The 23,007-nt window shown below is 66.5% G+C and carries 17 protein-coding genes, 1 tRNA gene, 1 other RNA gene and 2 pseudogenes; 9 read left to right on the top strand and 12 right to left on the bottom strand.

The genetic code is table 11. The features are described from left to right. The first annotated feature begins 31 nt into the window (after positions 1-31). Together GS4_RS04850 and GS4_RS04845 are read left to right on the top strand one after the other, a co-directional pair. On the top strand, positions 32-1,444 hold the full coding sequence (locus tag GS4_RS04850) for an FAD-binding oxidoreductase (protein WP_007618093.1): 1,413 nt from the start codon (positions 32-34) through the stop codon (positions 1,442-1,444). Beyond that, on the top strand, positions 1,441-2,766 hold the full coding sequence (locus GS4_RS04845) for a class I SAM-dependent methyltransferase (protein ID WP_007618091.1): 1,326 nt from the start codon (positions 1,441-1,443) through the stop codon (positions 2,764-2,766). Before GS4_RS04850 ends, GS4_RS04845 begins: the two co-directional genes overlap by 4 nt. 500 nt (positions 2,767-3,266) lie before the next feature. Here the strand turns inward: GS4_RS04845 and GS4_RS04840 are convergent, their stop codons facing one another. From GS4_RS04840 to ffs, 4 genes are all read right to left on the bottom strand, one after another. Next, positions 3,267-5,792, bottom strand: coding sequence for a DNA polymerase III subunit gamma and tau (locus GS4_RS04840; protein WP_007618089.1), 2,526 nt, complete (start codon positions 5,790-5,792; stop codon positions 3,267-3,269). Positions 5,793-5,911: 119 nt separating this feature from the next. Continuing rightward, on the bottom strand, positions 5,912-7,261 hold the full coding sequence (locus GS4_RS04835; RefSeq protein ID WP_007618088.1) for a glycosyltransferase 87 family protein: 1,350 nt from the start codon (positions 7,259-7,261) through the stop codon (positions 5,912-5,914). A gap of 39 nt (positions 7,262-7,300) precedes the next feature. Beyond that, positions 7,301-8,581 carry an aspartate aminotransferase type Ic gene (locus GS4_RS04830; RefSeq protein ID WP_007618087.1) on the bottom strand — a complete coding sequence of 427 codons (1,281 nt, stop codon included), beginning with the start codon at positions 8,579-8,581 and terminating at the stop codon, positions 7,301-7,303. A 38-nt stretch (positions 8,582-8,619) separates the two neighbouring features. Next, positions 8,620-8,714, bottom strand: an RNA gene (gene ffs, locus GS4_RS25095) — signal recognition particle sRNA small type. A 323-nt stretch (positions 8,715-9,037) separates the two neighbouring features. On the opposite strand from ffs, the gene GS4_RS04825 reads away from it, so the two are divergent. Beyond that, positions 9,038-9,126 (top strand) — tRNA-Ser (locus GS4_RS04825). Between the two features lie 196 nt (positions 9,127-9,322). On the opposite strand, the gene GS4_RS04820 is transcribed toward GS4_RS04825, so the two are convergent. From GS4_RS04820 to GS4_RS04805, 4 genes are read right to left on the bottom strand one after another with little or no spacing between them, the layout of a single operon-like run. Then, on the bottom strand, positions 9,323-10,402 hold the full coding sequence (locus GS4_RS04820; RefSeq protein WP_007618086.1) for an LLM class flavin-dependent oxidoreductase: 1,080 nt from the start codon (positions 10,400-10,402) through the stop codon (positions 9,323-9,325). Positions 10,403-10,405: 3 nt separating this feature from the next. Then, entirely contained in the window at positions 10,406-11,323 is a 918-nt protein-coding gene (locus tag GS4_RS04815) for an ABC transporter substrate-binding protein (RefSeq protein WP_007618085.1), read from the bottom strand. A gap of 47 nt (positions 11,324-11,370) precedes the next feature. Further along, positions 11,371-12,141 (bottom strand): amino acid ABC transporter ATP-binding protein, encoded by a 771-nt coding sequence (locus GS4_RS04810; RefSeq protein WP_007618084.1) that lies wholly within the window; start codon positions 12,139-12,141, stop codon positions 11,371-11,373. After that, entirely contained in the window at positions 12,138-13,061 is a 924-nt protein-coding gene (locus GS4_RS04805) for an amino acid ABC transporter permease (RefSeq protein ID WP_051989625.1), read from the bottom strand. The genes GS4_RS04810 and GS4_RS04805 overlap by 4 nt, the downstream gene beginning before the upstream one ends. A 485-nt stretch (positions 13,062-13,546) precedes the next feature. Between GS4_RS04805 and GS4_RS04800 the strand changes: the two are divergent. Next, positions 13,547-14,053, top strand: a pseudogene (locus tag GS4_RS04800) (IS110 family transposase); the annotation flags it as partial. Between the two features lie 112 nt (positions 14,054-14,165). Next, positions 14,166-14,753 carry a hypothetical protein gene (locus tag GS4_RS04795; protein WP_245555571.1) on the top strand — a complete coding sequence of 196 codons (588 nt, stop codon included), beginning with the start codon at positions 14,166-14,168 and terminating at the stop codon, positions 14,751-14,753. Positions 14,754-14,816: 63 nt separating this feature from the next. Here GS4_RS04795 and GS4_RS04790 read toward each other — a convergent pair whose 3' ends face one another. The 3 genes from GS4_RS04790 to GS4_RS24730 all read right to left on the bottom strand — a co-directional run bounded on the left by GS4_RS04790 (position 14,817) and on the right by GS4_RS24730 (position 19,273). Then, the gene (locus tag GS4_RS04790; RefSeq protein WP_245555570.1) at positions 14,817-16,784 is read right to left on the bottom strand and encodes a DUF6924 domain-containing protein; all 1,968 of its coding nucleotides are present in this window, start codon (positions 16,782-16,784) and stop codon (positions 14,817-14,819) included. A 42-nt stretch (positions 16,785-16,826) separates the two neighbouring features. Next, complete coding sequence (locus GS4_RS04785) at positions 16,827-17,684, bottom strand: PE-PPE domain-containing protein (protein ID WP_007618071.1); 858 nt, start codon at positions 17,682-17,684, stop codon at positions 16,827-16,829. Positions 17,685-18,058: 374 nt separating this feature from the next. Beyond that, the gene (locus tag GS4_RS24730) at positions 18,059-19,273 is read right to left on the bottom strand and encodes a hypothetical protein (RefSeq protein WP_051989624.1); all 1,215 of its coding nucleotides are present in this window, start codon (positions 19,271-19,273) and stop codon (positions 18,059-18,061) included. 271 nt (positions 19,274-19,544) lie between these two features. Here GS4_RS24730 and GS4_RS04770 point away from each other — a divergent pair, with 271 nt between their 5' ends. From GS4_RS04770 to GS4_RS04755, 4 genes are all read left to right on the top strand, one after another. Beyond that, positions 19,545-20,087, top strand: a complete 543-nt coding sequence (locus GS4_RS04770; RefSeq protein ID WP_007618062.1) for a helix-turn-helix domain-containing protein — start codon at positions 19,545-19,547, stop codon at positions 20,085-20,087. Between the two features lie 9 nt (positions 20,088-20,096). Further along, positions 20,097-20,615, top strand: a complete 519-nt coding sequence (locus GS4_RS04765) for a hypothetical protein (RefSeq protein WP_007618060.1) — start codon at positions 20,097-20,099, stop codon at positions 20,613-20,615. A gap of 40 nt (positions 20,616-20,655) precedes the next feature. Beyond that, the gene (locus tag GS4_RS04760) at positions 20,656-21,747 is read left to right on the top strand and encodes an MAB_1171c family putative transporter (protein ID WP_007618059.1); all 1,092 of its coding nucleotides are present in this window, start codon (positions 20,656-20,658) and stop codon (positions 21,745-21,747) included. Between the two features lie 78 nt (positions 21,748-21,825). Beyond that, positions 21,826-22,746 carry a DAPG hydrolase family protein gene (locus GS4_RS04755; protein WP_169331474.1) on the top strand — a complete coding sequence of 307 codons (921 nt, stop codon included), beginning with the start codon at positions 21,826-21,828 and terminating at the stop codon, positions 22,744-22,746. 125 nt (positions 22,747-22,871) lie between these two features. On the opposite strand, the pseudogene GS4_RS26100 reads toward GS4_RS04755, so the two are convergent. After that, positions 22,872-23,007, bottom strand: a pseudogene (locus GS4_RS26100) (TetR/AcrR family transcriptional regulator); the annotation flags it as partial.

Raw genomic sequence — 23,007 nt, 5'->3', positions numbered from 1 at the left:
GGCTAGCCAAGTGAGTTCCGCAGGGTCGGAGATGGGTACGCGGGCATTCGAGCAGGGTGTCGAGCGGCTGTTGAGCAGCTACCGCGCCATCCCGCCACATGCCACTGTCCGTTTGGCGAAGAAAACCTCGAATCTGTTCCGCAAGCGGGCAGCCAACCCTCACCCCGGACTCGACGTCTCGGGTCTGGGCCGCGTCATCTCCGTGGACCCCGAGGCGAAGACCGCCGACGTGGCCGGCATGTGCACTTACGAGAACCTGGTCGCCGCGACCCTTCCCTACGGCCTGGCCCCGACCGTCGTCCCGCAGTTGAAGACGATCACCCTCGGTGGTGCGGTGACCGGACTCGGCATCGAGAGCACCTCGTTCCGAGCCGGTCTGCCCCACGAGGCGGTTCTCGAGATCGACATCCTGACCGGCGACGGCGAGATCGTCACCGCGACTCCGACCAACGAATATGCCGACCTGTTCTTCGGCTTCCCCAATTCGTATGGGACGCTCGGCTATTCGGTCCGCTTGAAGATCGCCCTGGAGGCGGTGCCACCGTTTGTCGCGTTGCGGCACATCCGTTTCGACGACCTCGCGACGCTGCAGTCGACGATGGCACGGATCGCGGAGGACGCCACCTACGACGGCGAACGGGTCGACTACCTCGACGGGGTCGTGTTCACCGCGAACGAGTCGTACCTGACGTTGGGCCGCCAGACCGACGAGACCGGACCGGTCAGCGACTACACCGGGATGGACATCTTCTATCGGTCGATCCAGCACGATGCGGCGTCGAGCCCCAAGCGCGATCGGCTCACCATCCACGACTATCTGTGGCGATGGGACACCGACTGGTTCTGGTGCTCGCGCGCATTCGGCGCACAGAACCCCCGCATCCGACGGTGGTGGCCGAAGCGACTGCTGCGCAGCAGTTTCTACTGGAAGCTGATCGGTTACGACCATCGGTACGACATCGCCGATCGCCTGAACAAGCGCAAGGGCCTCCCGGCGAACGAGCGTGTCGTCCAGGACATCGAGGTCCCGATCGAGAACACCACGGCCTATCTCGAGTGGTTCCTCGAGAACGTGCCGATCGAGCCGATCTGGCTGTGCCCGTTGCGTCTCCGCGAGCCGGCAGCCACCGACGGCACCTCGACCATCTCGAGTGCGCGACGCCCGTGGCCGCTGTATCCGCTGGAGCCGCATCGCACCTACGTGAACGTCGGCTTCTGGTCGGCGGTGCCGGTCACCCCCGGAGACCCGGGCCACACCAACAAACTCATCGAGCGGCGGGTCGCCGAACTCGACGGACACAAATCCCTCTACTCGGAGTCGTTCTACACGCCCGAGGAGTTCGACGACCTGTACGGCGGTGAGACCTATCGGCTGCTCAAGAAGCGGTACGACCCGAAGGGCCGTCTGCTGGACCTGTATTCGAAGGCGGTGAAGCGTCAATGACAACGTTCAAGGACAGTTCGGCCCCCGGCATCGGCGAGGCGAGTTCACACAAGTTGAACCTGGCCGAGATCTTCGAGGCCCTGGTCGGCGGGAATCTGTCGATCCGCATCACGGCGTACGATGGCAGTGCCGCCGGACCCGTCGATGCACCGTATGGCCTGAACCTCAAGACCCCTCGCGGCACCACCTATCTGGTGACCGCGCCCGGCGACCTCGGCCTGGCCCGCGCCTACGTGGCCGGCGACCTCGAATTGGTCGGCGCACATCCGGGCGATCCCTATGAAGCGCTCCGTGCGCTCGCAGGTGACCTCGAGTTCCATCGACCGTCGCCGCTCACTTTGGCGCACGTCGCGCGGTCGCTCGGGCTCGAGCACTTCAAGCCCATCGCACCGCCGCCCCAGGAGGCGGTCCCGCGCTGGCGTCGGTTCGCCGAGGGACTGCGGCACAGCAAGACTCGCGATGCCGAAGCCATCCACTACCACTACGACGTGTCGAACACCTTCTACGAGTGGGTGCTCGGACCGTCGATGACCTACACGTGTGCGGTGTACCCCGAGCTGGAGGCGACGCTCGAGGCCGCGCAGGAGAACAAGTACCGCCTGATCTACGACAAGCTGCGACTCAAGCCGGGTGATCGTCTGCTCGACATCGGTTGCGGCTGGGGCGGAATGGTCCGTTACGCGGCGCGTCGCGGCGTGCACGTGATCGGTGCGACGTTGTCGGCCGAACAGGCCGAGTGGGCACAGAAGGCGATCGCCGAAGAGGGGCTCAGCGACCTCGCCGAGGTGCGGCACAGCGACTACCGCGACGTCCGGGAGTCGAACTTCGACGCTGTCTCCTCGATCGGTCTCACCGAACACATCGGTGTGCACAACTACCCCGCGTACTTCACGTTCGCTCGCGAGAAACTGCGTGTCGGCGGAATGTTGTTGAACCACTGCATCACCCGGCCGGACAATGCGCGCAAGAACAAGGCCGGCTCGTTCATCGACCGCTACGTGTTCCCCGACGGTGAGCTGACCGGGTCGGGCAAGATCATCTCCAAGCTGCAGGACATCGGCGGCATGGAGGTCGTGCACGAGGAGAACTTCCGCGACCACTACGCGCTGACGCTGCGCGACTGGAACAAGAATCTTGTCGAGCACTGGGACGAGGCGGTCGACGAAGTCGGTGAGGGCACCGCGCGCTTGTGGGGTCTCTACATGGCCGGCTGCCGAATCGGATTCGAGCGCAACATCATCCAGCTGCATCACGTTCTGGCGACGAAGCTCGACCCCAAGGGCGGGAGCGATCTCCCCCTCCGCCCCTGGTGGGACGCCTGATCCACCAACTGTTGTTCTTCCCCGCCTCGGGCTCGTCCTCGTGCTCGTGAGATCGGGGTCGGGGCGGGTTGTGCGCCCGGTTCTCGCGCCGCGTTCCTGACGCCCCGTTCCTCGCGCCCCGTTCTTGACCAAAAACTGCTGCTGAGCGCGGAGTCACGTGGATATTGCACACGGTTCACCGGTGGACAGCAGATTGTGGTCACGCTGGTGGCCGGGGAGTCCTTGCCACCAGGCGCCAGGCGGGTTCCTGACCAAAAACTGCCGCCCAGCGCGGAGTCGCGTGGATATTGCACACGACACACCGCTGGACAGCAGATTGTGGTCACGCCGACGGCCGGGAGTCCTTGCCACCAGACCGTCGGGCGGGCCCCCGACCAAAAACTGCTGCTGAGCGCAGAGCCGCGTGGATATTGCACACGACACACCGGTGGACAGCAGATTGTGGTCACGCAGACGGCCGGAGACGCCCTCATGACATCGACCCGACAGAATCCCAGCATCTACTCGAGCGGACGAGCTCCCAGCTCGTTCTGCAGGAGCTCCATCGCGAGCTTGTCCGGGTCGAGCCGGGACTCCGACCGCGAGGAATGCGCATCGGCGATCATCTCGTCGCGCTCGGCGTCGGAGATCTCGTCATCGGATCGTGGGGGTTCCGGAGCAGGCTCCTCGGGCTCGGGCGGCACGTCTGAGCCCGACCCGACCGGGGAGTTCTCCCGGTTGCCCTGACCGTTCGCACGGCTCGGTCGCGAGAAGGTCGGCCGGCGCTGCGCGGGCTGCGACGGTCCACCGCCGGTCGCCGACGGAGGCGGCGTCGCCCCTGGGGCAGCATGGATGGTTCGTACGTCGAGGTCGGTACCGAACACGTCGCGCAGAGCATCACGCACGATGGTGACCGCGTGATCGGACGACAGTCGCCCGACGAGCACCTCGACCGGGTGCGACAACACCACCGTGTTGTCCTGCAGGTCGAACACGACGGCGGCCGACAACATCGGCTCCAGACTCTTCGACCGCTCGCGGACCGCGGCACGCACCTCCTGGAAACGCGTGCGCAGGGTGTCGACGTCGAGACCGCTTGTTGCAGAGGCAGGTTCCGGAACCGGTTCGGGCTCGGATCGCGGAGCCGGGGTGTGGTCCTCCGGCGGCGCCTCATAGTCGTCGGCGGGCTCGTCGGGCAGTGGGATGTCGTCGGGCAGTGGGATGTCGTCCGCCGTCGTCGACGCCGGCCGTGCAGTCCGACGCGCAGGCGGCTCGGGCGCAGTGGGCGTCCCACCCCCGCGGATCGGCATCGGCCGACGTTCGGCCGGGATCTCGTCCGGCACAGCGCGAGACGTGGCCTCTACAGCGGGCGCCTCGGGCGCCGCCATCGACGACTCCGAATCCGGGCGCGAATCACCCACCGCACCGGTCGGTTCCGCCACCTCCGGCTCGACGACCGGCAGAGGCTCTGGTTCCCGATCTGCCACCGCAGCCTCGGTCACCGGTTCCGGAACCGCATCGACAACTGCCGGCGGCGCGGGCGTAGGCTCCGGCGGCGCCTGCGACACGTCGGCCGCGGTCGCCGACGGCTCGTCATCCCACGGCACATCGACCGGCTCCGCGGGAGCCTCCGGAGTCACGCTGCCGGGCGCCGACGGTTCAGAACCCTCCGACGGTTCGGGAGCCTCGACTTCGAGTTCCGGAGTCGGTGCGGGATTCTCGACCCGTGCCACATCCGGTGCGGGCGCGGCCTTCTCGGCATCGGCAACTGCCTGCGCCGCCTCAGCGGCCTTGCGCTGCGATGGTCGGACGAACTTCGGCGCCGCCTCCGGTTCGGCGGGCGTCGTCGCTGTCGTCGATGATCGCGCGGACGCGCCGCCACCACCGGCAACGCTCGGTGCACCTGATTCGAGGCGCTCGACCCTCTGCAACAGCGCAGCATCGTCAGAGCTGGCGGCAGGCAGGAGCATCCGCGCGCACATGACCTCGAGCAGGAGCCGCGGCGACGTCGTCCCGCGCATCTCCCCGAGCGCGGCGTGCACGATCTCGGCGAACCGGGTCAGCGACGCGAGACCGAGCGCCTCGATCTGCGCCTGCATCCGCGCGAGCTGATCGCCGGGCGCCTCCACGAGACCGCGGTCGGCGGCCTCGGGCACGGCCTGCAGCAGGATCAGGTCGCGCAACCGCTCGAGCAGGTCGATGGCGAATCGCCGCGGATCGTGACCCGCATCGACCACGCGCTCGACGGTGCCGAACAGGGTCCCGCCGTCGCCTGCGGCCAGCGCGTCGATGGCGTCGTCGATGAGGGCGATGTCGGTGACACCCAGCAACGAGAGTGCGCGGTCGTAGGTGACCCCGGCCGCGTCGGCTCCGGCCAGCAACTGGTCGAGGATGCTCAGCGAGTCACGGGGCGAACCGCCTCCGGCCCGGATGACCAGCGGGAACACATCTGCGGCGACGGTCACCCCCTCCTGCTGGCAGATCTTCTCCAGCAGTCCACGCATGACCGGAGGAGCCAGCAGCCGGAACGGGTAGTGATGCGTTCGGGAGCGGATGGTCGGGAGGACCTTCTCCGGTTCGGTCGTCGCGAACACGAAGATGAGGTGCTCCGGCGGCTCCTCGACGATCTTGAGGAGCGCGTTGAAACCCGCCGTCGTGACCATGTGGGCTTCGTCGACGATGAAGACGCGATAGCGCGATTCCGACGGCGCATAGAACGCCCGGTCACGGAGTTCACGGGTATCGTCGACGCCACCGTGGCTGGCCGCGTCGAGCTCGATGACGTCGAGGTTGCCGGGGCCGCCGGGCGCCAGTGCGACACACGACGAGCACGTGCCGCAGGGCGTCGACGTCGGGCCCTTCTCACAGTTGAGAGAGCGCGCCAAGATGCGGGCCGACGACGTCTTGCCACATCCGCGGGGTCCGGAGAACAGATAGGCGTGGTTGATCCGGCCGGAGTCGAGTGCGCGACTCAGCGGGTCGGTGACGTGCTCCTGACCCACGACGTCGGCGAAGCGTGCCGGGCGATAGGTGCGATACAGAGCCACGCGTCGAGAGTACCGGCGTGGGCGGACATCCGATCGCCGTCCCCCACACCCCCGAACAGCGCGCGCAGACGAGTCCGTGACGGGCCGTGGACGGTCGTCGACCTGCCGGGTTCAGCTGGTCACGAGCGCCAGGACCGGACGCGATCTGTCCAGGTCAGCGGACTGCGTGTCGAGTCGTCCACCCTGTCGGCATCGGCCGATCCGCCGTCGGCGACCGCGCCGACCTCCGGGATCGGACGTCGCCGGTAGACGACGATCGTCGCGATCGCGACCCCGAGGAAGACGAAGTTGTACGGAAAGTAGGTGAACCAGCGCAGCCACCCGATCCCGGTCTTGAAGAACAGCCCGACGAGATAGGCGTCGGGCACGGTACGCGTCACGAACCAGAAGGGGTAGTTGAAGTAGGTCCGCCACGCGAGGGTGACCAGCATCCCCGCAACCAGACCGGCCCCGACCAGCGTCCGCTGTCGGACCGGCCGCGAGAGGTCGAGCAACAGGTGGACCGCGATCACGATCAACGGGACGAACCAGACCCAATGGTGTCCCCAGGACATCGGCGACACCACGCACGACGTCATGCCGACCAGGGTGATCGCCAGCAGCTCCTGCCCGTGTCGGTGGGCCAGCATCGCGGCGTACATGCCGAGTCCGATGCCCAGCAGCGCGAGCGCACCCCAGGCGAACACGTTGGGGCTGTCACTGTGCAGCAGATTGGCCAGGAGTCCACGCAGCGACTGGTTCCCGGGCGTCTGCGGGACGCCCACTCGATCCGAGTCGAACAGCTTCCCGGTCCAGTACGACCACGATTCCCGCGGGAACAGCACGACCCCGACAGTCATCGTCGCGACGAATCCGGCGGCGACTCCCGCAAGGGTGCGCCAGCGCTTCAACAGTGCCAGGTAGAGGACGAAGATCAACGGCGTCAACTTGATCCCCGCGGCGATGCCGACCCCCGCACCGCGACCGCGAGCGCCGTCGGGCCGGAGGAGATCGGCGCAGATGAGCCACATCAGGAAGACGTTGATCTGGCCGTACCAGATCGTGGTCCGCACCGGCTCGATCAACATCGCGACCGCGACGAGCGCGAGCCCGACAGCGCGCAGCGGCCAGGTGACCTGGCGTCCGAGGCTGCGGAAGCCGATTATGATCACGAGGTACAGAGCGACGAATATGCCTGCGCTCCAGATGATCCGGGCGGCACCGAAGGAGACCCAGGTGAACGGCGTGAACAGGATGATCGAGATCGGCGCGTACGTGTAGTCCATCTGGCCGAGCAGTTTGGCGTCGTACAGGTTGCCGCCGTCGAGGACGGTACGCGCACCCTCGCGGTAGACGTCCAGGTCGAGCTGGTTGTCGAAGAGCCCCCAGAACGGGGTGGTGTACGGCACGATGACGTCCTGCAGCCACAGTGCCAGCAGCATCACCACCACCGCCGCCGCAGCGGTGAGTCCCGGTCTCCTCAGCTTCACGGTTCGCGGGACGTCACATGCGGCACGAGCGGAGTCGGCTCACGACTCGTGCGAAGCCGACAACGTCTCCGTCGCGGCCAACAGCACGCAGGTGGCGACCCCGTCCATGGCGGTGCGCAGATCCTCGGTCGCCGGGAAGGTCGGCGCCAGACGGATGTTGCGATCCAGCGGGTCGTTCTTGTACGGATACGCCGATCCGGCGCCCGTGAGCGCGATCCCGGCCTCCTTGGCCAGCTCGATGGTGCGCCGCGCGGCACCGTCGAGGACATCGAGGTTGATGAAATAGCCGCCCTCGGGCTGCGACCACGCCGCGACCTTGGAGTCGGCGAGTCGATCGTCGAGGATGTCGAGCACGAGGCGGAACTTGGGCGCCAGGATCTCGCGGTGACGGGCCATGTGGGCGCGCACGCCGTCGGCGTCACCGAAGAAGCGCGCATGGCGGAGTTGGTTGACCTTGTCCGGTCCGATCGTGGTCACCGACGCACGCTTGGTGTACCACTCGATGTTCTCCGCCGAGGATCCGAAGAACGCGACGCCGGCACCCGCGAAGGTGATCTTGGATGTCGATCCGAGGACGTAAACCCGGTTCGGGTTGCCCGCCTCGGCGGCCCAGTCGATGACCGGGAACGGCGTCGGCGCGGCGTCGACCAGGGTGTGCACCGCGTAGGCGTTGTCCCAATAGATCCGGAAGTCGTCGGCGGCGGGCATCTCCAGCAGCGCACGGGTGACGTCCTCGGAGAAGGTCACGCCGGTGGGGTTGGAGTAGGTCGGGACGGCCCACAGCCCCTTGATCGACGGGTCGCGCGCGGTGAGTGCGGCGCAGGCGTCGACGTCGGGGCCGTTGGGCAGCATCGGGACCGGGATCATCTCGATGCCGTACGACTCGGTGATGGCGAAGTGCCGGTCGTAGCCCGGCGCGGGACACAGGAACTTGATCGGCCCGGCGCTCCACGGCTGCGCGGAGTCGGGCGTGCCGGCGAGCAGACCGAACGTGGTGAGGTCGTGCATGAGTTCGAGGCTCGAGTTGCCGGCTGCGATGAGGTTGGCCGGATCGACCCCGAGGAGTTCGCCGAAGATGGCGCGGATCTCCGGCAGGCCGGTGATGCCGCCGTAGTTGCGGGTGTCGGTGCCCGCGGCGTCGCGGAAGTCGTCGGCGCCCGGCAGGCTCAGGAGACCGTTGGAGAGGTCGAGTTGCTCGGGCGCAGGCTTGCCGCGGGTCAGATCGAGGCTCAGCCCGGCCGAACGCAATTCGTCGTATAGCTTGCGCAGGTCCTGCTGGGTGGCCTGGAGTTGGTCAGCACTCATCGAATGGAAATTCAACTGGAGACCTCTCGCAATGACCCCGGAGATGCGGTGTTGGTAGGGGACCCCGCGCACCCGAGAGAGCCCGTTGACCCTTGCTGCCTTCCGGCCCTGGGGGAGTTCACAGGATGCACGCCGCGCGGGATCCGTTGTCGAGTGTAACGGTCAGCCCCGGTCTGGGAGAAAACCGGGCCTGCAGTCCGGCAAACACCGACGTCGGAGATGTCGGGTTGGGGCCTGCCAGCGGACACAAAATCTGTACGTGGGAGTGCCGCCATCGACATATGGTCGTCTGTCGGCCTCGGGTGTACAGATTTTGGTCACGGCTTTTCGACGCGGGGAACGGGGATCGCACGCGGCAGGGCTGCGACACGCGGCGGGGCGACGACTCGTGGCAAGGGCGACGACCGAGTCGCGACGTGCGCACCGACCCGCATTTTGGGCGCGACCGGGGTCCACGGTTATCATCGCGTCGGAGGATTCGCCTAGTGGCCTATGGCGCTCGCCTGGAACGCGGGTTGGGTTAACAGCCCTCAGGGGTTCGAATCCCCTATCCTCCGCCAGATGGTCGTTGTTTGAACCCGGCGCACGTTGGATGCGCCGGGTTCGGACAACGCAGTGCCCGCCCGGCCCTGATTTTGGAGAGGCCACGACCCGACATCGACGCCGTCACCTGCGGTCGGCAGTTGTCGTCGTCCGACGTCTCCGGCCGCCGGTGGCGTCACACGATCAGTCGAGGCCACCCGCGCGAGCTGTCCGTCACGCCACCGGATTGTCGACGGATGACACGGTTGCAGCGGTTCGCCCTCCGTTGCCGACCAACCGGACCGCGTCGGCGAGGATCTGCTCGTAGTCTCGGACGTCGAATTCGTAGGGCAGTTCCAGACGGAGTTCGGTGACCGGCCCGGAATGAGGGGTGAACGCCGGGTCGGCAGCAAGTCGCTCCGCGATCTCATCGATCGGCCCCACGAGATCCTCGGCGAACAGGACGCGGCGTTCGCCGTGCACAGTGCGGGTGCGTTCATATCTCGAGCGCTCGTAGGCGCGGTAGCGCTTCACGGTCGCCCGGTCGGCACCGTCGGTCGGCACGATGACGCGACCGACGGCTGCCCTTTTGTCCGCACCACCGGCGACACGGAACGCGTCGATGAGTGCCGCCTGCACGGTGGAGAAACTCGGGACACCGCCTTCTGTGCCGCGATCGCCGGACGGTTCGTCGCCGAGCCCGGCGGCGGACACGATGTTGCCGGTGAGCAGATGCAGACCGGCCGACCCTGTCCACTGCGCGGAACGCAGACTCGTCACTCCGTACCACGACCGCGCGGCGAGGCCCGGGGTGTGTGGCTGCAGTCGTGGCCGCTGGATGTTGCCCGGCGACTCGATCGTCGTGTCCACGTCACCCAGATAGTCGCCGCGCAGGTGAGAAACAGTTCGCGCCACCCGCTCGTAACCGAGGTCATATGTGCGCCAGTCGCCGTCGAACACCAGGTCGGCGAGGAGATCCGCATGGGGCATGCCCGTGGAGAAGCCGGCCTGGATGCGACCACGCGCCAGCGCATCGGCGAGTGAGAGATCCTCGGCGAGACGGAATGGGTTCTCGTAACCGATCGGGATCACAGCGGTGCCCAACTCGATCGTCGACGTCCGTTGGGACGCCGCACCCAGGAACACCGCTGCCGACGAGATCCCGTGTTCCAGGTGGCGCTGCCGCACCCACGCCCCCCGATACCCCAGCCGTTCACCGAATTCGATCAGGCGGAGAGTGTCGTCCAACCCCGCCGACGGATCGGCGTCGGGATAGTTGCCAGGTGTGAGGAAAGCGATCGAATCGATGGCCACGGGTCAGAAGTTCGCCGTCGGGTTGATCTCCGATCTCGGCAGCGCGGACGAAGAGACCTTCCACTTCTCGAACAGCTTCTGATATTCGCCGCGCGCGATCAGGGTGTTGATCGCCTGGCTGATCGCCTTCGCGATCGGCGATCCCTTGGCGGTCACGAGACCGACCACGGTGGTGGAATATTCGCCGAGGAACGTGGTGCCCGGCACCTTGTCCACCAGGTATCGCAATGACAGCGTTGGGCCGAAGTAGGCGTCCACCCGATTGTTCTGCAGACTCAGGATGATGGCTCCCTGCTCATCGAGGTACTGCACGGTGTAGGGCGGCTTACCCTGTGACGTGCAGCGAGCCACTCCCTTCTCGAGGATCTGCTGGAATGTGGTTCCCGATCCCGTGACGATCTTCTTTCCGCACAGGTCCTCTAGGGTCGTGACTTTCGTGAGACCCGACCTGGATGAGCCGACGAAGGATTGCCCGTCGTTGAGGTAGGTGGCGAAGTCGACGACGTCCAGCCGCTGTTTGGTCACGCCGAAGTTGCCCTGCCCCACCTGATAGCGGCCGTTCTGCACGCCCGGGATGATCGTCGAGAACGTGCCCGTTTCCTGCTTCCACTTCACGCCCAGCGCTTTTGCCACGGCATTGCGCAGGTCGACATCCAGGCCGACGGGGTTGCCCTCGGGCACCTCACCACCGTGCGGCAGGTTGTTGATACCGGGATTGCGCACGGCCCCCAGGGTCAAGTCGGTGGTGCCCGGCGGCAGCAGTGCCCTCGCCGCGGGGTCGACCGCGATCGACGAGACCACGTCCTGAGTGGGGATCGGATACGACGAGGTGTCCGCCGCCGGGCCAGACGAGTCGCCACACGCGCCGAGAAGCGCCGTGACCGCGACGAGTGGTAGGGCAAGCATGGCGCGGCTGCGCATCGGTTCTCCTTGTGCTGGTGGGAATCGGTCGGGCTGGGCGATAGGGGTCAGCGCACGGCCGCGAGGAACTCTCGCGTGCGGTTGTGCCGCGCGTCGGCGAAGATCTGTTCGGGCCGACCGCTTTCCAACACGTGACCGCCATCGATGAAGAAGACGACGTCGGCGATGTCGCGGGCGAATCCGATCTCGTGGGTGACGACCACAAGGGTGAGCCCGGACTCGGCGAGATCTCGGATGACCGCCAGCACCTCGCCGACGAGTTCGGGGTCGAGCGCCGAGGTCGGTTCGTCGAACAGCACCACTTCGGGGCTCATCGCGAGGGTGCGCGCTATGGCGACTCGTTGCTGCTGACCACCGGACAGCTGTGACGGGTACGAGTCCTCGCGGCCGGACAGACCGACGCGCGCGAGTAGTTCTCGGGCGCGCACGACAGCGGCGTCACGCGGTACGCCCGTCGCGAGCGGACCTTCGGTGAGGTTCCCCAACACGGTGAAGTGCGGGAACAGATTGAACTGCTGAAAGACCATCCCGATGTTCCGACGCTGGCGGGCCACGTCGCGCGGATGCAGTTCGCGCAGCAGGGTGTCACCCCCTCGGCGACCGGATTCGCGGTAGCCGATGAGATCACCGTTCACCCGCACATAACCCGCATCGGGTTGTTCCAGGTGGTTGATGCATCGCAGGAGGGTGGACTTCCCAGAGCCTGATGGACCGAGGATGATCGCGACGTCCCCGGTGTCGACGTCCAGGTCGACCCCGCTCAACACCTCTCGACCGCCGTAGGACTTGGTCAGCCCGCGGACCTCGATCGCCGTCACTGCCCCACCGCCACAGGCGCCTTCGGACGATCGGAGGTGAATGGCCTCGGCCGCAGGCGAGCCGCCTCACGCAGGACGTCGACGAAGGGCCGCACGTCGCCACGACCGCGGCTGAACCGGCGCTCGATGAAGAATTGCCCCACCGCGAGCACCGTGGTGATCACGATGTACCAGATGCTCGCCACCAGGAGCAGCGGCATCACCTTGAAGTTCTGGTTGTAGACCAGTTGCACCGAGTACAGCAGGTCGGTCACCGCGATCACACTGACCAGAGAGGTGGACTTCAGCAGACCGATCACCAGATTGCCGGTGGCCGGGATGATCGCGGGCATCGCTTGTGGAAGCACGATGCGCCGGAAGATGCGCCGTGGACTCAGCCCCAGTGAACGCGCAGCTTCGGACTGGCCTGCGTCCACCGAGACCAACCCGCCGCGCACGATCTCGGCGGCGAAGGCCGCCACGTCGAGCGTCAGGGCGATGAATGCTGCGACCAACGGCCCGATGAGATGCGTGGTGTCGAAGGTGGCGAACGACGACCCGAATGGGACGCCCAGCGACAGTTGCGGATACAGCGACGCCAACTGGTACCAGAAGAGCAGCAGTACCAGCGGCGGCACCGACCGGACAATCCACACGAAACCGAACGAGACGGCCTTGAGCAGCGACCCAGCCCACAACCGCATGGCGGCCAATGCGATCCCGAAGACGAACCCGACCACGAAGGTGGCAACTGTGAGCCACACCGTGAGCCATAGCCCTTTGAGAACGGCCGCCTGCGTGAAGTAGTGCCCCACAGTGGGCCACTCGAATCGCTCATTGGTCAGCACGGTGTTCACCAGCATGGCCGTGAGCACCGCGATGACTGCGGCGGCCACCCATCGCCCGGGACGCCGCCGCGCGACGAGGCGCACGTGACCCACCGCCGTCGCGCTTGCGGCACTGGGTGTCCCGGCAGCGGTATCGCGTGTCGGTGAGGAGATCGTTGACGCCACGTTCCGCGACGGTAGGCCCGCGCCACGGTGCGGTGAAGGTTTTCACGCGCCGTGAATCGGATTCCTGCACGTTCGCCGGCGGCGGCGTACGTCCTTGCCGTCGTGGGCCGTTCCGGTCGGCGAAGCGTCGGCTCAGCGCCTAGTCGGGACCACAGTCACCTTTACCGTGGAGCACGTCCGAAGTGGATGCTTCGGGTGCTCGTCCTCGGTTCGGGGCGTGGCTCGACAATCGCCTGTTGCCCTTGGTGGCCTGGCGCGGGAAGGCCACTCCGGACCGTGACGGGTCGTTTCGGCTGCTGATTGAGATGTGTTCGCGAGCTTCTCGGAGTGAAGGTGTGCCGGCGAAACAACCCCTGACGAGGTGACCGCGTCCAAGCTGGGAGGTTCACGCGGTCGAAACGGTCCGGGTTGGAATCGATGTCGGTCGTCACGCACACCACGCCGCCGCGGTCGACGAAGCGATCGTGGACCGAGTGTCCGGGACCGACACTGTGGTGTGGGCGATCGACATGACCGCACCGGAATCGGCCCTGCTCCGAGGGGCACTGTTCAGCCGCGGCCAACACGTTCGCTATGTCCCTGGTCGCGTTGTGCACAACATGACCGGCGCGTTCGCCGGCGAGGGCACGACCGACGCTCGCGACGTGATGGTGATCGCTGCGGCCTCCGACGAAGAGATCTACGACCATCTGCGCGGTCATGGTGTTCGCCGGCCGACCATTCCGAAGATGATCGCCGAGGCGCGTGCCGCCGCGGCCGCGCAGACCGTCACCCTGCCGGGCGAGGCGACCACGGCTCGGCTGCTGCAGCAGGCAGCGGCCTCGCTGATGGTGCTGACTCGCCAGATCGCCGAGCTGGACGAACAGATCACCGAGGTCCCGAACCGAGAATCGGCGGTGCTGCTGGGGCGGTCGCCGCCGCATAAGGCCCTAGAGCAGTTGCGGTCTGCTGTCGGGGAAATACATGCGGCACTATGCCTGCATGGGTCGCATGTGTCTGTGGTTGATGTTCCTGGGTTGTGTCATCGGGCTGTTGGCAGCAGCACTGTTTGAGGGACTGACGGGACCGGGCGATGGCGAGTACCTCGTCATCGGGTCGTTCAATGGAGCGGATACCACTGTTTCAGAGCTGACGCGGTATGCGGTGATCGCTGTCGTGGGCACGGCCATGGGTGCACTCGGTGCAGGGATGCTGCACCTGACCGGTGCACAAGTGCAGCCACAGCGTCGTGTCGGGCTCACCGTGGCAGTCGGTCTTGCCGGTTGCGCGGTGGTAGTGCTACCCGTCATGGTTGCGGCGGCCACGGTATCGGACCTCCCCGACTGGCTTCACCCACTGGGGTTGTATGCGGTCTGTGGTGCAGTCGGCTACGGCCTCGCGATCGCAGCGGTGTCCGTGGCGTTGCGGATGGTCGGCGATCACGCAGCCCGGTCGACCGCCCGAGCCGTCGCCCTCGTGTTGCCGTTGGGTGTGCTGATCGCGACCGCTGTCGGAGTAGGTACAGCTTGGATGTTGGGCTTTTCCACTGTCACCTCGACATGGGTTGTCGTCACCGGCCTCGTCATCCTGATCCTCAGCGCCGCGTTCGCAGTGGCCCGTGGAATCGGATTGCGGCCGTAGCGACCGCTGTGACAGAACTGCTTCTCGCCTCAGAGGTGTGGGGCCGAGTTCCCTTCGGGGCGGTCAGGACGGCGTGGATGGTTGGTGTTGCCGGAGCATGGCTGCTTCGAGGGTTCCGGTCTGGGGGTCGATCACCAGATTCCAGTGTCCGCCGAGGATTTGGACGTGTCCGTACTGGCACAGTCCTTCACGGGAAGTTGCGGCGAGGTAGTCCTCGACTCCGACGCGTAGTTCGTTGGGGGTTGGGTCGAGCGCTTCAGTGAATTCGTGCAGCGTGGCCCGTGGCGACTCGTAGAGGACCAAGGATGGGTTGTCTAGGTCAGATAGTTCCTCGGCGAAACGGGCCAGCGCAGGGGTCGACTGATTGGTGGCACTGAGGGCGATGAGTTCGTCGCGCTGCAGGATCGCGACGTGTGGTGGAGAGGGCGGAAAGCCGCGAAAGACTCCGTCGTCGTCGACGGCGTCGGCGAAGTCACGAAAGTCCATGTTGGCAATCGAAAGATTGTTTTCGACCGACTGCATCTGTGCGGGCACGACACGGAACGTTCGGCCGGGTTCGTGATCGAAGACAGTACGTCCGCAGTCGACTACCAGGATGGCCATCTCGGGGTCGCTCATGGTGGTCGTGTCGGCGATGAACGCGTAGTAGGGCGGGTTCTCCTCGCCGATGCGGTTGAGCAGGTCGTCGACAGTCAGGCCGTCGTTATCGGGATGGTCGATGCAGGTGAGCCCGGCCTGGAAGGTGGAATCGTCGTCGAAATCGCTGTGTACAGGCTTTAGAGCCGCCAGCGCGACTTCGCGCCAGCGTTGATCGTTGCTGAAGTCTGTGCGCACGAGAAGCGACGCGCCACCGCTACCACGCGGGTGTAGGTAGTCGTCGAGGTTGCGGCCTGTGCCGAGGGTTGCGACGATCTCAGCCTCATCCGCGGCCTGTTGACGCGCGGTGGTTGCGTCCCGAATGTCGCCGATGTTCCCGGGCGGATCGGGCAGTACCACTCCAGCGAGGACGCGTTCGGCTTCCTCGGTGGATATCTCGTTGTAGGAACGCAGTTCGACTGTCCACGGGCCGTTCGGGGTGCGTGCTCGGGGTGAGTACAGCTCCATCGAGAACCCCACTTCGGGCTCTCCGAGCGCGGTCAGCCAGCGGCGGACACCGAACTGTGTTGACGTTGCCGACACCGTCACACCCAGGGCACCCGACATCGGGTCACCTTCGGTCGGCGAGACGGTGACCTCTGTCGGCACCCACGTGACGCGGGTCGGCGGCATCTCCGTCAGTTCCTGCATTCTTTGTTCATACTCGAGCTGCTCGGGAGACTGGAGATGGTCCTCGAACTCGAGGGTCACGCCCTCCCACGAGAACAGCGCAGGGTCGAAATCCTCGTCCAGTACCGGCGATTCCATCTGCACCCACTGCTCGCCCTGACTCCATGAGAGCGTCATCCCCAACTCGGCGTCGAGAACGATACTGACCGTTGGACCGCCGTAGGAGTCGTCGAACTCCACCTCCCAGCCCTGCCGGCCTCGGACCTCGGTCTCGGCCAGGTGCTTCGGTTCACCGAACCGCGGCGGTTGTCCCGTCAGCTCCGCTGGTGCCCACATGCGGTAAGCGGTGAACAACACCATCGGCGACACACCCGCTACTGCGACAAGGCGGTTCGGGTACTTCGCGGTGTGTACAGCGACACCGTCCTCGCCGAATCGGTACTCGTCAGTGGCGTTCTCAATGTAGACGGGTGAACCATCCGAGTTCTCCATGCGCCATGACGTGGGCGGACCGAACCACACGAAGCTGGCAGTTCCGTCACTGGAATACACGGTGCCACGGGCCGTTCGACCCGCCGTGCTGTAGGACAACCCCCGAATCTGCGGCCACGACGTCATGCCCACCAACTTATCCGCCGACGCTGATCGCTTGTCAGCGAACGCTGTCGCCGCATGTCGTTGCCTTGCGTTCCCGCATTGAGATCCACGAGAAACGATGGCTTCGCCGTGTCCGTAATCCGGTGGTCGATGATGCGCAACGGCCAAGCGGCGATCCGCAGGTCGGTCCTGGTTGCTCTCACACTTGACCTACGGCGCAGCCAGTGTCCCCATGGGGCGCGCATATGCCCTTTCGACCTCCGGGCGCAGGCGTGCGTCGTCAATGATCTTCTGGCTGTTCGAGGTCCACTGCGCAGTGACGAGCGGCAAGAAATAGGTCGCCGGTGCGCCGAGGATGTACGTCGCGTTGCCGTCCCGAAAGGTCTTGTTGGCGGGATCGTCGAGACCGATCATGCTGTAGTCGTTGTGCACCGGATTGAGCTCGCCTCTGCCCGCGACAGTGTTGGCTGCGCTGCGGTTCCGCCTCGCAGTGTCGTTGATCCGAGCCTTGTTCGGCGCATCTGCCCAGTAATCATACTGTCGTGAAACGACTTTCACGGTGTACCTGGTGTCATCCGGGAAATTGTTACCGCCGTAGTCCGCGCTGCAGCCACCCTGGTTCGCACATCCGTTGTACTTGCCTTCGAGGTCGCCGGTCAGCACGAAGGTCACCGATGACGGATCGATGTCACTGGTGGGTCCGTACGTGCGCAGCCAGTCGTCTTGGACCTGCGCGCCCTGGCTGTGTCCGACGACGATCTTGCGTCCTGGGATCGCATGCAGCATCTCGTTGAGCTTGTCGCGCCCGCGATGGGTGTTGGTCGCTCCGGGGAAGTTGTTGTAGGGCACCTTGACGACCTGGTTAGGCGCGGCGAACAGCTCGCCCCTGAGCCAGTCGGTCGGCAGATCTCGGAAGGCCGGCGCGACTGTCAGGACCGTCGCACCACCCGGCGCGGGCGCAGCACGCGCCGTCGTCGGGGGCACAGCGATCGCCCCGAGGGTCAGCACGAGAGCACAGAGCACAGCCGCTTGACCCCTCATGGCTTCACCCCTCTCGGAGTTCGTCATCGATGGTCACCACCATAGGCACCCAGGGTCGCCCACGTGCCGTTTCGCGATCCTCGATACCCAGACATCGCGACCTGCCCACGCGGCGATCAGTTCCATCTCCGCCACAATCGATGTCGCACAACGGCGCGAGAGCCTCCGACACCCACTCGACACTCGAGTCCGGGTGCGGTGATCCATCGGCGCACGAGGCCGAGCAATCGCCCGTCAGTGACGGTATTCACTATTCAGCATTGTAAATGCATTATCGTGTACCGTCAGCACCGGCGCGGCGGCCCTGCCCCCGTAAGTCCAGCGCCCCGGCTGGCAGGTGATCCCCCCGGTCCGCGGCTGGACCGCCGCGCCCCAATCTTCTCAGCGCGAGTCGACACCTGTCAGAAGCGCATCGAGCGCAGAGCCTCCAGGAACGATCCGCTGCCGAGCAGCGCCACGGCACCCAGGATCAGCAACGCGCCCGGCCCGAGACCGACCAGTGTCTTCATGAAGCCCGACAGCTCGGCGTCGGCGCCAGGGATCGGCGCGGCGAGCACCGAGTGAGTGCCGTCGGTGGTCGATGCCGGGGCATCGACGCTCGGTTCGGCGGCCACGACTGCAGGCGCCGCAGCGTGGTTCGCCGGGCCCCGACTGCGAGGTCCGGCCGGCGCATCGCCACCGGCGGGACCCGCCGGGCCGGCACCGGGAGCCGCGACGGCAGCGGGAGGCGCCGCTGCAACAGGAGGTGCTGCCGCAACAGGAGGTGCAAGGGGTGCGCCGACGGTCGGGACGGGGCCTGAACCGGTCGCTCCCGGCGACGAGCCACCGGATGAGTTACCCGACGTACCGCCACCACCGGAACCGCCACCACCGCCGGACCCACCACTCGGCAGGGTGGTCGTGGTGGAGGGGCTCAGGGTCGGTACGTGTGGCAGAACGCCGCCTCCGTTGCCACCGGACGTGGTCGTCGTCGTCTCGGTGGAGGTCTCGGTCGACGTCTCCGGAGTGGTGGGCTCGCTGGTGGCGGGCTCGCTCGTGGTGTCGCCGGTGTCGCCCGGCTCGGTCGTCTCCGGATCGCTGGTGGCAGGACCGGTGGGTTCGACGGGATCGGTCACGCCCCCGGTCGGCTCTCCGGTGCCATCCTGGTCGCCGGAGTCGTGATCGTCAGAGTCATGATCATGTCCGTGATGACCGCCGTGATGTCCACCGCCCCAGCCGTGGCCACCACCCCAGCTGTGGCCGGTGTGAGAAGAGTCATCGCCGGACGTTCCGCCCCACGATGTGCCGCCAGACGTCGACCCACCGGAATCACCCGAGGACGACCCGTCGGACTCCGAGTCGCCCGATTGCGAGCCACCCGATGACGACCCGTCCGACTGCGAACCACCGGACTCCGAGCCACCCGATGAGGAACCATCAGATGACGCCCCGTCCGAGTCCGATCCTCCCGACTGCGAACCCTCCGAGGACGACCCACCGGAATCCGAACCACCCGACGGTGTCGCGGCACCGATACCCGCGCTGACCAGCAGCGCACCGACGGTCAGGACAGCCAGGAGCAGCGCGGCCAGCGGGCCGCGCCTGCGGCGTTGCCGTGGCTCGATGCGATGTGTCATCAGGCCCCCCGTCGGCGCCACTCGTGCGGCGCATGCTGTCCGACTCGTCTGTCTCGCGCCGACTGTCGACGACGCGTGGTCACTTACCGGCGGAGCTCGCGATCGATGCATCCCCACCCCGGGACGCGAGCCAGCGGCCGAACGTCCGCACCGGTGATACGCACGAACAACGCAGGCGGATGACTTCGGATGCTACCGCGCTTTCCGGAAACCTTTTGCAAGGGGTGTTTAATGGTTGCAAGCAAATGTTTGACGGCCGGGGGGCTGAAGTATGACCACACGAGATCCCGATGCGCCCGCATCCGACGCGGGCGAGCACACAGATTCACCGTCCGCCGGCGGAACCGAGGCGTCGACTCCCGACGCCGGTTTGTTCGCTCGCCGACTCGAGGAACTGTTCCGCTCGGTCCCGGGCCCCAACGGGCGCGCCTACAGCGCCAAGTCCATCGCGGCACGGTCAACCGAGCGCGGATACCGACTGGGCGAGTCGTATCTCAGCCAGTTGCGGTCGGGAAAGGCCAAGTCGCCGTCCTTCCGCACGGTCGAGGGCATCGCTGCCGCGTTCAACGTCGACGTCCACTACTTCCTGGAGGATCGGGAGGCCACGTCCACCCGCGGCGACATCGATCTCATGCGCCTCCAGGCCGACACCGACGTCCAACTCGCGGCTTTCCGACTCGCCGGCCTCTCGACCGAGTCGGCGACCGTGGTCAACGAGTTGATCCGGGTGTTGCGTCAGCAGCAGGGCCTACCCGACGAGTTCGGCGGCGACGAAGCCGCCGGTGTCGCGGGCGACGGACCGCAGAACGGCTGATCTCCGCCCATGCTGTTCACGTCCACCGAACGCCGACTCCGCGCGCTCTGCCGGGACGCCCTACAGGGTCTCGATCTCGATCTGCCGCTCGATGTCGAGCAATTGTGCGATCGGTACGGCGCGCGCCGGGGCCGACCCATCACGCTGCTCGCCCATCCTCTACCGGTCGGCATGCCCAACGGGGTCTGGCTCGCTGCGACCGACGCCGACTACTTCTTCTACCAGGCGAACACCTCGCGGCTGCATCGTGATCAGATCATCATCCACGAGTTCGGCCATCTGATCGCGGGCCACCAGATGCTCGGACAGCTCGATGCAAGTGCTCTCGCCGGCGTGACCGGCGAGCAGTCCGACGACGCCCTTCGGCGCACGTGCTACTCGGACCAGCGAGAATGGGAGGCGGAGATGCTCGCCTCGCTGATCCTGAGCTGGGCGGGCGATGCGAACGGGACGATCGGGACCACTCCGAGTCACGATGGCCTCCGCGGCCTGCAACGGACTCTGGGCGGTCATCGGGGATGGCTGTGATGCGGATACGCGGGCGAGAACTGTTGTCGAGGTGGTGGACGTGGTAGTCGGAATCGTCAACACGCTGGCACTGATCCTGTTCACCTGTGCACTGTGCTGGCGGTTGGACCAGATCCGTCGACGTGGCGGTGGACTCCAGCCGCTCGCGATGACCATCTCGATCGCCGCGTTGACTCTCGCGTTCGTGGTGTCCGGCGAAGGTGTCGCCGCGGCGATCGACTCGCACAGCTTCACCGGGGCGACCCGCGTGCTGTTCTACGGGTTGTTGGCCGTCGGCGTCGCGGCGCTCATCGTGGTCTTCTTCTTCAACTCGACCGCCACCGGTCGTGCCCGCCGTGCCGGCGTCGAAGCGCTCCCGCTGATCGTCGCCCTGATCGGACTACAGGTCACGATGTTGCTCACGCCCGTCGACCTCCGTACCCAGCAGGTGTCGGAGTGGACGGTCCGCAACGTCGGTTTCGCGCTCTTCTTCCTGATCGCCAGCGGCTACCTCGCCTACGGCTTCACCGAGTGCGTCCGCAGCATCCGCAAGTTCCTGACGATGGCCGAGGGCTACCTGCGTACGTCGCTGACCGTCCTCAGCGCAGGTCTGGCGTTGCTGGCCATCGGGGCCCTGGTGCAGATCGCATTCGTGCTGGGGTCGATGATCGGCGCGTTCCGGGCGCCGGCACTGTTGGGCGCATCCACCGTGCTGTCGATCGCCGGTGTGGTGTTCTTCTTGGTGGGCATCAGCTACCCGATGGCGCACTCGCGTTGGCACTCGATGAGATTGCGGCGCAGGTACCGTCGCGCCGACCACGAGCTGTTCCCGTTGTGGTCGCTGGTCACCGAGGCCGTCCCCGAGGTCGTCCTGCCCCGCGGTAGCCGACCGTCGGCAACGGTCCGGCTGCACCGGCGGGTGGTCGAGACACGGGACGCGCTCACGCAGTTGAGTCCCTATCTGCCAGACCGATTCGATGATGCCGACAGCGCTCAGCGTGCCGAGATGCTGCGCGCCGCGGCCCGCCGCTACAGCGACGAGGGGCAGGTGTCGGGTACCGTCCGGGAGATCCTGCCGGACGAGGGGCGAGGCCTCGAGGGCGACGTGGCCCCGTTGATCCGCGTCTCACGACAGCTGGTCAGAGCGCGCTGACCTCCCCGACGCTCGCAAACCATCGCCCGACCGACGGAATCTCTCGCTTACACCGTCGTCGCCGATTACCCTCGCCCCATGGCGAGGGGGATATCGCGACGGGGACTGTTGGTGGGCGCCGGGTTGGCGGCCGCAGGCGCGGCGTGGGGTGCGCTTCGGGTGCCGGATGCACACGGAGAGACACAACGGTGCACCGAGCGGTACGCCGGATATCGCGATCGCGATCGGAGGCAGCCCTTCGCGAAGTACATGGCCGACCACACCCGGCCTGCGCCGGCGCATGTGCTGCGGGCCCACGCCGGCCCACCGACCCCGGCAGTCGACATCCCACCGTTCGAACGGCTGACCGACGATCTGGCCCCGACCGGACTGTCGAAGGTGGAGACCGGCTATGGGCAGCGTCGGGACGGCGTCACCTGGGCCGCGACCCGCATCGACATGCCCGGTGTCACCGCCGACATGTGGGACTGGTGGTTCGGCTGGCACTCCATCGACTCCGCACGGTACAAGCTGTGGCATCCCGATGCTCATCGGTACGCTTCTCTCGCAAAGGATCTGACGAAGGCCGACATCTCCGATCGAGCCAAGTACGTGGGGAACACGACGTTCGTGGACGAGTACGTCGGCCCCAAGCTCCAGCAGCTCGCGATCAACTTCCGCGATCCGGTGGCGCACGGCTTCCGGGTTCCCGACGGACACACGGTCGTCTTCGGACGCGTCGGCAGCAGCATCGCGCCGGTGGACCTCGGTTGGTTGGCACATCAGGTGCGCCCCACGGCGCGCGGAGTGGAGATGCGCAGCCGATTCCACCTCAACCTCCGCGGACTGCACACCCCCGATGTCGGGCAGGCGGCCTGCGCGGTGGCTCGCGGCGCGGCCGTCGATCCCCGCGACCTCGAACTCGGCATCGACCTCGGTCGTGATCTCATGCTGCACTGCGGCCAGGAGATGAACCATCTCGCCGGGTTCCTCCCCCGCCTGCACGCCGAATTCTCCTGACTACAGTCGGTCCCACCGATTCCTCCGCCCCTGAACTCGCCATTCCGCCGGCTGGCGGGTGCGCACGAGCACGTTCGGAGCGAGAACCGAGCAGGGGAACGGCAGACGAGCAGCGGACGAGCGGCTCAGTTCGTCGGATGCAACATCGGCACCAGGAATCGCCGCGCGACGGAGGCGAGTTCGGCGTCGTCGTCGAGGTCGATGATGTGCGTCGGAATGGTCAGGAACGACGCGGAGATCCGCACCATCATCTCCGCGACC

It is taken from the genome of Gordonia soli NBRC 108243, from assembly GCF_000334455.1.
Classification (GTDB): domain Bacteria; phylum Actinomycetota; class Actinomycetes; order Mycobacteriales; family Mycobacteriaceae; genus Gordonia; species Gordonia soli.
This window is presented reverse-complemented; position numbering and strand designations above follow the sequence as displayed.

Excerpts from the sequence above, each read along its gene's own strand:
- GS4_RS04850 (WP_007618093.1), top strand. The coding sequence starts at position 32 with ATGGGTACGCGGGCATTCGAGCAGGGTGTCGAGCGGCTGTTGAGCAGC.
- GS4_RS04845 (WP_007618091.1), top strand. The coding sequence starts at position 1,441 with ATGACAACGTTCAAGGACAGTTCGGCCCCCGGCATCGGCGAGGCGAGT.
- GS4_RS04815 (WP_007618085.1), bottom strand. The coding sequence starts at position 11,323 with ATGCGCAGCCGCGCCATGCTTGCCCTACCACTCGTCGCGGTCACGGCG.
- GS4_RS04785 (WP_007618071.1), bottom strand. The coding sequence starts at position 17,684 with ATGACGAACTCCGAGAGGGGTGAAGCCATGAGGGGTCAAGCGGCTGTG.
- GS4_RS24730 (WP_051989624.1), bottom strand. The coding sequence starts at position 19,273 with ATGACACATCGCATCGAGCCACGGCAACGCCGCAGGCGCGGCCCGCTG.
- GS4_RS04770 (WP_007618062.1), top strand. The coding sequence starts at position 19,545 with ATGACCACACGAGATCCCGATGCGCCCGCATCCGACGCGGGCGAGCAC.
- GS4_RS04765 (WP_007618060.1), top strand. The coding sequence starts at position 20,097 with ATGCTGTTCACGTCCACCGAACGCCGACTCCGCGCGCTCTGCCGGGAC.
- GS4_RS04755 (WP_169331474.1), top strand. The coding sequence starts at position 21,826 with ATGGCGAGGGGGATATCGCGACGGGGACTGTTGGTGGGCGCCGGGTTG.